This window comes from Pontibacter silvestris, from assembly GCF_020907275.1.
Lineage (GTDB): Bacteria > Bacteroidota > Bacteroidia > Cytophagales > Hymenobacteraceae > Pontibacter > Pontibacter silvestris.
On the sequence record NZ_JAJJWI010000017.1, the window covers coordinates 112,656 to 119,541 of the forward strand.

At 44.0% G+C, this 6,886-nt stretch carries 4 protein-coding genes; all 4 read left to right on the top strand.

Annotation, left to right across the window (positions count from 1 at the left end; genetic code table 11):
* The first annotated feature begins 62 nt into the window (after positions 1-62).
* The 4 genes from LN995_RS15695 to LN995_RS15710 all read left to right on the top strand — a co-directional run bounded on the left by LN995_RS15695 (position 63) and on the right by LN995_RS15710 (position 6,828).
* Entirely contained in the window at positions 63-1,931 is a 1,869-nt protein-coding gene (locus tag LN995_RS15695) for a beta-galactosidase (RefSeq protein WP_229962030.1), read from the top strand.
* A 101-nt stretch (positions 1,932-2,032) separates the two neighbouring features.
* Positions 2,033-4,429 carry a glycoside hydrolase family 3 N-terminal domain-containing protein gene (locus tag LN995_RS15700; RefSeq protein WP_229962031.1) on the top strand — a complete coding sequence of 799 codons (2,397 nt, stop codon included), beginning with the start codon at positions 2,033-2,035 and terminating at the stop codon, positions 4,427-4,429.
* Between the two features lie 180 nt (positions 4,430-4,609).
* The gene (locus LN995_RS15705) at positions 4,610-5,743 is read left to right on the top strand and encodes a carbohydrate-binding family 9-like protein (protein ID WP_229962032.1); all 1,134 of its coding nucleotides are present in this window, start codon (positions 4,610-4,612) and stop codon (positions 5,741-5,743) included.
* Positions 5,740-6,828, top strand: a complete 1,089-nt coding sequence (locus tag LN995_RS15710) for a family 10 glycosylhydrolase (RefSeq protein WP_229962033.1) — start codon at positions 5,740-5,742, stop codon at positions 6,826-6,828. Before LN995_RS15705 ends, LN995_RS15710 begins: the two co-directional genes overlap by 4 nt.
* The last annotated feature ends 58 nt before the right edge of the window (positions 6,829-6,886 follow it).

The following is a 6,886-nucleotide window of genomic DNA, read 5'->3' on the forward strand; positions in this document are numbered from 1 at the left end:
TATAATCTGGAGCGGAAGGCACCTCATTCACATATATGATTTCATCAATAATTAGCATACCTATGTTTCGTTTAAAATTACGGCTCTCACAGAGCTTGTTATTTATTTTACTGTCACTTACAGTTTCTGTAAACGCTCAGAAAAAACACACTTTCGAAATCAAGAACGGAGAATTCCTGTACGATGGCAAGGCAACACAAATTCACTCCGGTGAAATGCACTATGCCCGTATCCCAAAAGAATACTGGCGCCATCGTCTGAAGATGATGAAAGCAATGGGCTTGAACACGGTGGCTACTTATGTTTTCTGGAACTATCATAACACAGCCCCAGGTGTCTGGGATTTCAAAACAGGTAACAGGAATCTGGCAGAATACATTAAAACAGCTCAGGAAGAAGGGCTTTTTGTTATACTGCGTCCGGGACCTTATGCCTGTGCAGAATGGGAATTTGGTGGTTACCCCTGGTGGCTGCAAAAAAATAAAGAGTTGGTGATACGCGCTAATAACAAACCCTTTCTGGACTCCTGCAACGTGTATATAAATAAGCTGGCAGAGCAGGTAAAAGACCTGCAGGTAAGCAAAGGGGGCCCGATAATTATGACTCAGGTAGAGAATGAGTTTGGCTCTTATGTGTCGCAGCGGGAAGATATACCGTTGGAAGAGCACCGTAAATATAATGCTGCTATTAAAAAACAATTAACTGATGCTGGTTTTGAAGGGCCTTTCTTTACTTCTGATGGTACGTGGTTATTTGAAGGTGGAGCTACAGCAGGTGCTCTGCCAACAGCCAATGGCGAAGGAAACATTGAGAACCTTAAGAAAGCGGTAAACCAATATAATGGGGGCAAAGGCCCTTATATGGTAGCGGAGTTCTACCCTGGCTGGCTAGACCACTGGGCTGAACCTTTTGTTCGCGTTGGAGCAGATCAAATTGCGAAACAGACGGAAACATACCTCAAAAACAATGTGCACTTCAACTTCTATATGGTGCATGGTGGTACTAACTTTGGTTTTACCTCTGGGGCCAACTATAATGAAGAACACGATATTCAGCCCGATATTACCAGTTATGACTATGATGCCCCTGTAAGCGAAGCAGGTTGGGTAACGCCAAAATACACAGCTATCCGGGAGTTGATGAAAAAATATGTGAAATATAAGATTCCGGAAGTGCCGGCACAGATTCCTGTTATCACCGTTCCGGCTATTCAGTTAACCAAAACTGTAGACATGTTTGATCTGAAAAAAGAAATAAAACCTGTCATAAATGACACACCACTTTCCTTTGAAGATTTAAACCAGGGGCATGGTTACGTGCTTTACAGCAAGCGCTTCAATCAGCCGGTACAAGGAAAGCTGCAGGTAAAAGGCCTCCGCGATTATGCCACCGTTTATGTAAATGGGAAGAAAATAGGAGAGCTTAACCGACAGGATAATAACTATGAAATGGACATTCAAGTCCCTTTCAATGGCACACTCGAGTTGCTGGTGGAAAATATGGGACGAATTAACTATGGTGCTGAAATAGTGAACAACACGAAAGGTATCATTTCTCCGGTTTTGATCAATGACTTCGCAATAACAGGTGGCTGGAGTATGTATAAGCTTCCTTTTGATCAGGTTCCGGATCTGGAGAAGTACTCTGCCAAGAACAAAGAAGGCCGACCAACTTTATACACTGGAGCATTCGATCTGAAACAGACAGGGGATGTGTTCCTGGATATGCGGGGCTGGGGTAAGGGTATTGTATTTGTTAATGGTCATAACTTAGGCCGATACTGGAAGGTGGGGCCACAGCAAACGCTATACTTACCGGGTTGCTGGCTTAAAAAAGGAAAAAATGAGGTAGTAGTACTGGAGCAGCAGAACGATGTGCTACAAAAAGAACTTAAAACTGCAGTAAAGCCAATTTTGGAGGAGGTTCTTTAATAGGAGAGCACAAGCGAATTGACTATAAAGGTTTACCAGCAATTGGAGTAATCTTCTTAAGAGTGACTAATACCAGAGTTGCTTTTCAACACTAATCAGACATGATCAAGTACATTATTATTGGCTTTAGCTTTATTTGTGCCACAGCTAGCTATGCGCAGGGGGGCAAGCCTCTTTATAAAAACAGCAAAGCTTCTACAGAAGAAAGAGTAAAGGATTTACTAAGGCGAATGACGCTGGAGGAGAAGGTTGGGCAGTTATCTACCTTGCTAGGTTGGGAAATGTATCAGAAACAGGGAAATAAAGTAACAGCAAGTGCCGAATTTAAAAAAGCTGTAGAGGAACGCCACATTGGGATGCTTTGGGCAACCCTGCGGGCCGACCCCTGGACGAAGAAAACACTGACAACTGGTTTACATCCTGCTCAGGCAGCAGAAGCAACTAATGCACTGCAGAAGTATGTTGTAGAACACACGCGCTTAGGTATTCCGCTATTGCTGGCAGAAGAGTGCCCACATGGACACATGGCTATTGGTACGACTGTTTTTCCTACTTCTATCGGGCAAAGCAGCACCTGGAATCCTGCCCTGATTCAGCGTATGGCGTCTGCAATTGCTTCTGAAGCGCGTACACAGGGAGCCCACATTGGCTATGGTCCTGTGCTGGACCTGGCGCGGGAGCCACGTTGGTCACGTGTGGAAGAAACGTACGGAGAAGACCCTGTGTTGAACAGCCAGATGGGAGTAGCTATGGTAAGAGGCTTTCAGGGGGATAACCTGAAGAGTGGTGCTAATGTTATTTCCACGCTGAAGCATTTTACGGCATATGGAGTGCCGGAAGGTGGACACAACGGGGGGAGCATCAGCACAGGTTACCGGGAGTTATACCAAAGTTTTTTGCCTCCATTCCGTGAAGCGGTAAAGGCTGGGGCCTTGTCTGTTATGACGGCTTATAACTCCATAGACGGAGTACCCTGTTCTTCAAACGAATTCCTGCTAAATGATCTTTTGCGTAAGCAGTGGAGCTTTAATGGTTTTACGGTTTCTGATTTGGGCAGTATTTCAGGTTTGGTAAGCAGCCATCATGTTGCAGCCACACCTGCTGATGCAGCAGCCTTAGCTTTAAATGCAGGTTTAGATGCAGACTTAAGTGGCTATGGCTATGACAAAGCTTTACTGGATGCTATAAAAGCTGGTTCTGTATCTACAAAGGTTCTTGATCGGGCTGTTAGCCGGGTGTTGCGTCTTAAGTTTGAAATGGGGCTTTTTGAGAACCCTTATGTAGATCCTAAAAAAGCGACAAAGGTGGTAAAAAGTCCTGCGCATGTACAACTGGCACGTCAGGTGGCGCAGGAGTCTATCACCTTACTGAAAAATGAAAGGGAGGTACTTCCGCTAAGCAAAAGCCTCAAGAGCGTTGCCATTATTGGTCCTAATGCTGATAATATGTACAACCAATTAGGTGATTATACCGCTCCTCAGCCTGAAAATAACATTGTAACAGTTCTGGAAGGTATCAAAGGTAAAGTATCTTCAAAGACCAAAGTTACTTATGTGAAAGGATGTGCTATTCGCGATACAACTACGGCAAGTATAGCAGAGGCTGTTGCGGCTGCCCAAAATGCAGAAGTAGCCGTGGTGGTATTAGGAGGTTCCAGTGCCCGCGATTTTAAAACTGAATACCAGAGCACAGGCGCTGCTACCGTCACAGGAGCTGCAGGAACTGAAATGATTAGCGATATGGAAAGCGGGGAAGGATATGATCGTGCTACACTTGATCTGTTAGGCAAGCAACTGGAGCTGCTTCAGGAGATAGTTAAAACTGGAACACCTGTGGTGGTGGTACTCATAAAAGGCCGCCCGCTTAACCTGAACTGGATTAATGCCAATGTACCTGCCGTACTGGATGCCTGGTACCCAGGGCAGGAAGGTGGTAATGCCATAGCTGATGTGCTTTTTGGGGATTATAACCCTGCCGGACGTTTGCCTGTTTCTGTGCCGAAGCATGTAGGGCAGCTTCCTGTTTACTATAACTTTAAAAGACCTGCTAAGCATGATTATGTGGAAACAGATGCCAAGCCTTTGTACAGTTTTGGTCATGGCTTGAGTTATGCAACATTTGAGTACAGCGACCTTCACGTTAATATTTCTGAAAACCAAAATGATGTACAGGCACAAGTGCTTTTTAATGTGAAAAACACAAGTACCCGCGATGGCGATGAAGTGGTGCAACTATACCTGCGAGACAATGTCAGTTCAACGGTTACGCCAATAAAGCAACTGAGGAAGTTTCAACGGATTCACTTAAAGGCAGGGGAACAGCAAGCTGTAGAACTTACATTAAATGCAGAGGACCTGATGCTGCTGGACACAAAGATGCAATGGATGGTTGAGCCTGGTGAATTTACTATAATGGTGGGAGCATCTTCAGAAGATATTAGGCTAACAACTGATTTCAGAGTGAAAAATACTATTCAGTTATCTTCTTTAGGAGAGTGAGGTAGGGCTTGAGTTGCCCCTAAAGTTTCTTTGGCTGGCATTAGGCAGCCGTAATCTCGCATTTTGTTTACTTGAGTACATTAGGTGGCAGGTGCAAACTGTGTCTTACTAGCTAATTGCCTCTGCCATAGTATAACTGTTTAGTGTCCTCTTGTATTACCAAAACCTATGAGAGCAAATATGAACACACCTTTACCTAAATTCCCAGTTAGCTTACTGCTGCTTATTGTGCTGCTTTTATATGGGGAAAGTAAAGCACAGTCGCTGCCGTTTGAGGGGTTGGAGCCTCTCTTTACAAAACCTAAAAGCTATGTTGCTTTTTTTGCTGATAAAGCTCCTGTAATTGATGGAGACATAAATGATGATGTTTGGCAAGTTACTAGTTGGACTGAGGAGTTTATAGATATTGAAGGCGATGCTCAACCTAAGCCTGCTTTTGACACACGCGTGAAAATGGTGTGGAACAACACACATCTTTTTATAGCTGCTGAAATAAAAGAGCCGCACGTGTGGGCTACACTCAAACAACGTGACGAAATTATCTTTCATGATAATGATTTTGAAGTATTTATAAATCCGGAAAATAGTACGCATCAATACTATGAAATTGAGGTAAATGCATTCAACACCATTTTCGATTTATTTATGGGCAAACCTTATAGAAATGGTGGCGGAGCCATGATTCCTTGGAACTTGGATAAACTCCAATCAGCAGTGCAGGTACAGGGGACTATGAACAACCCTAGTGATACAGATACAGGTTGGACTGTTGAGATGGCTATCCCTTTCCGGTCTCTAACAATAGGAAACGAAACAAAAATACCAGAGGAAGGAAGCTTATGGAGGATAAACTTCTCAAGGGTAGAATGGGATACTGATATCCGGCAAGGTAAGTATATAAAAAGGAAAGATAGTAAAGGGCGCTCTTTACCAGAACATAACTGGGTATGGTCGCCTCAGGGAGTAATAAATATGCACTATCCTGAGCGTTGGGGGTATTTACAGTTCACCCGTCAGAAAGTAGGAAGTAAAGCAGTTGCTGTCTCTTTACCTTATACTGAAATGCAAAGGAACTACCTGTGGCTGGTGTATTACAGGCAGAAAGCATATTATGAAGAACATAAACAGTATGCAACTTCACTGGCTATGCTTGGCTTCAGCAATGCCGGCCAGGTTGTGGTCGAAAAGCAGGTGAACCAACTGCGGTTGGAAGCAACCAGACATCAGTTTATGGCAACCATTCAAGGGCCTGATCGTGCCTTATGGAGCATTAACCAAGAGGGACTAATTCAAAAGCTAAATAATACTTTATGAGAACAAGGAGAACCTTCCTCAAAGCTGGGTTAATGGCTGGAGTAGCTGCAAGCATGCCTGTATCAGCTATTGGTAAAAGCAACAGCCACAGTAAAAAGAAAAGCTGGAAGCACTGGGTGTGGATCAATCCGAACCACGACGATAATGAAGCTGATCTTCAGAAAAAGTACAAGCAGTTTTATGAAGCAGGTATAAGGGGCATTTTTTTTGAAGCTGATAGTGAAAAGCATTTTCGTGTTGCCAAGAGCCAAAAGATGGAAGCGCACCGTTGGATGTGGACGATGAACCGGGGCGAGAAAGAACTACTGAAGGCACACCCGGAGTGGTACGCCCGTAATCGCAAAGGAGAATCCTGTGCCGACCAGCCTCCATATGTAGATTATTACCGGTGGTTATGCCCGTCCCGGGAGGAGGTGCAGCAGTACCTGGAAGAAGATGTGCGCAATATTTTAAGTAACGATTATGTTGATGGGATTCACCTGGATTATGTGCGTTTCTGTGATGTGATACTGCCGGTCAATCTTTGGGAAAATTATAATATTGAGCAAACAAAAGAGTTGCCTGAGTACGATTACTGCTACTGTGATGTATGCCGCACAAAGTTTAAAAAGTGGCGAGGAGAAGATATAAAAGATATTGAGTATCCGGAGGCAAGCTTATCGTGGCGGCTGTTTCGTTACAATGCAGTAAATAAAATTGTGAATAGGCTAGCTGTTGTTGCCAATGAAAACAAAAAAGCCATTACCGCTGCCGTTTTCCCTACGCCGGAAGTGGCCAGGCGCATTGTACGGCAAGACTGGACTAATTGGAACCTTACTGGCGTATGTCCCATGATTTACCATGGCTTTTATAAAGAAGATGTACGTTGGATTGGTGATGCCGTAACAGAGGGTGTGCACTTTCTGGCGGGTCGCTTTCCTCTATATGCCGGACTTTTTTTACCAGATTTCAAAAGTAATTTAGAGTTGCAGCAAGGAATGGAATATGCCCTGCAAAACGGAGCCAGTGGTATATCTTTATTCGGAGAAGTTACCGATGATGTACTAAACGCACTTAAGAGTGCTTCCTGTACTGTGAAAGTATAAAAGCTGCAGCATATGTGTCAGCTCCCCAGAAATTAGAACTGTTTTGAAGTAGAGAAAA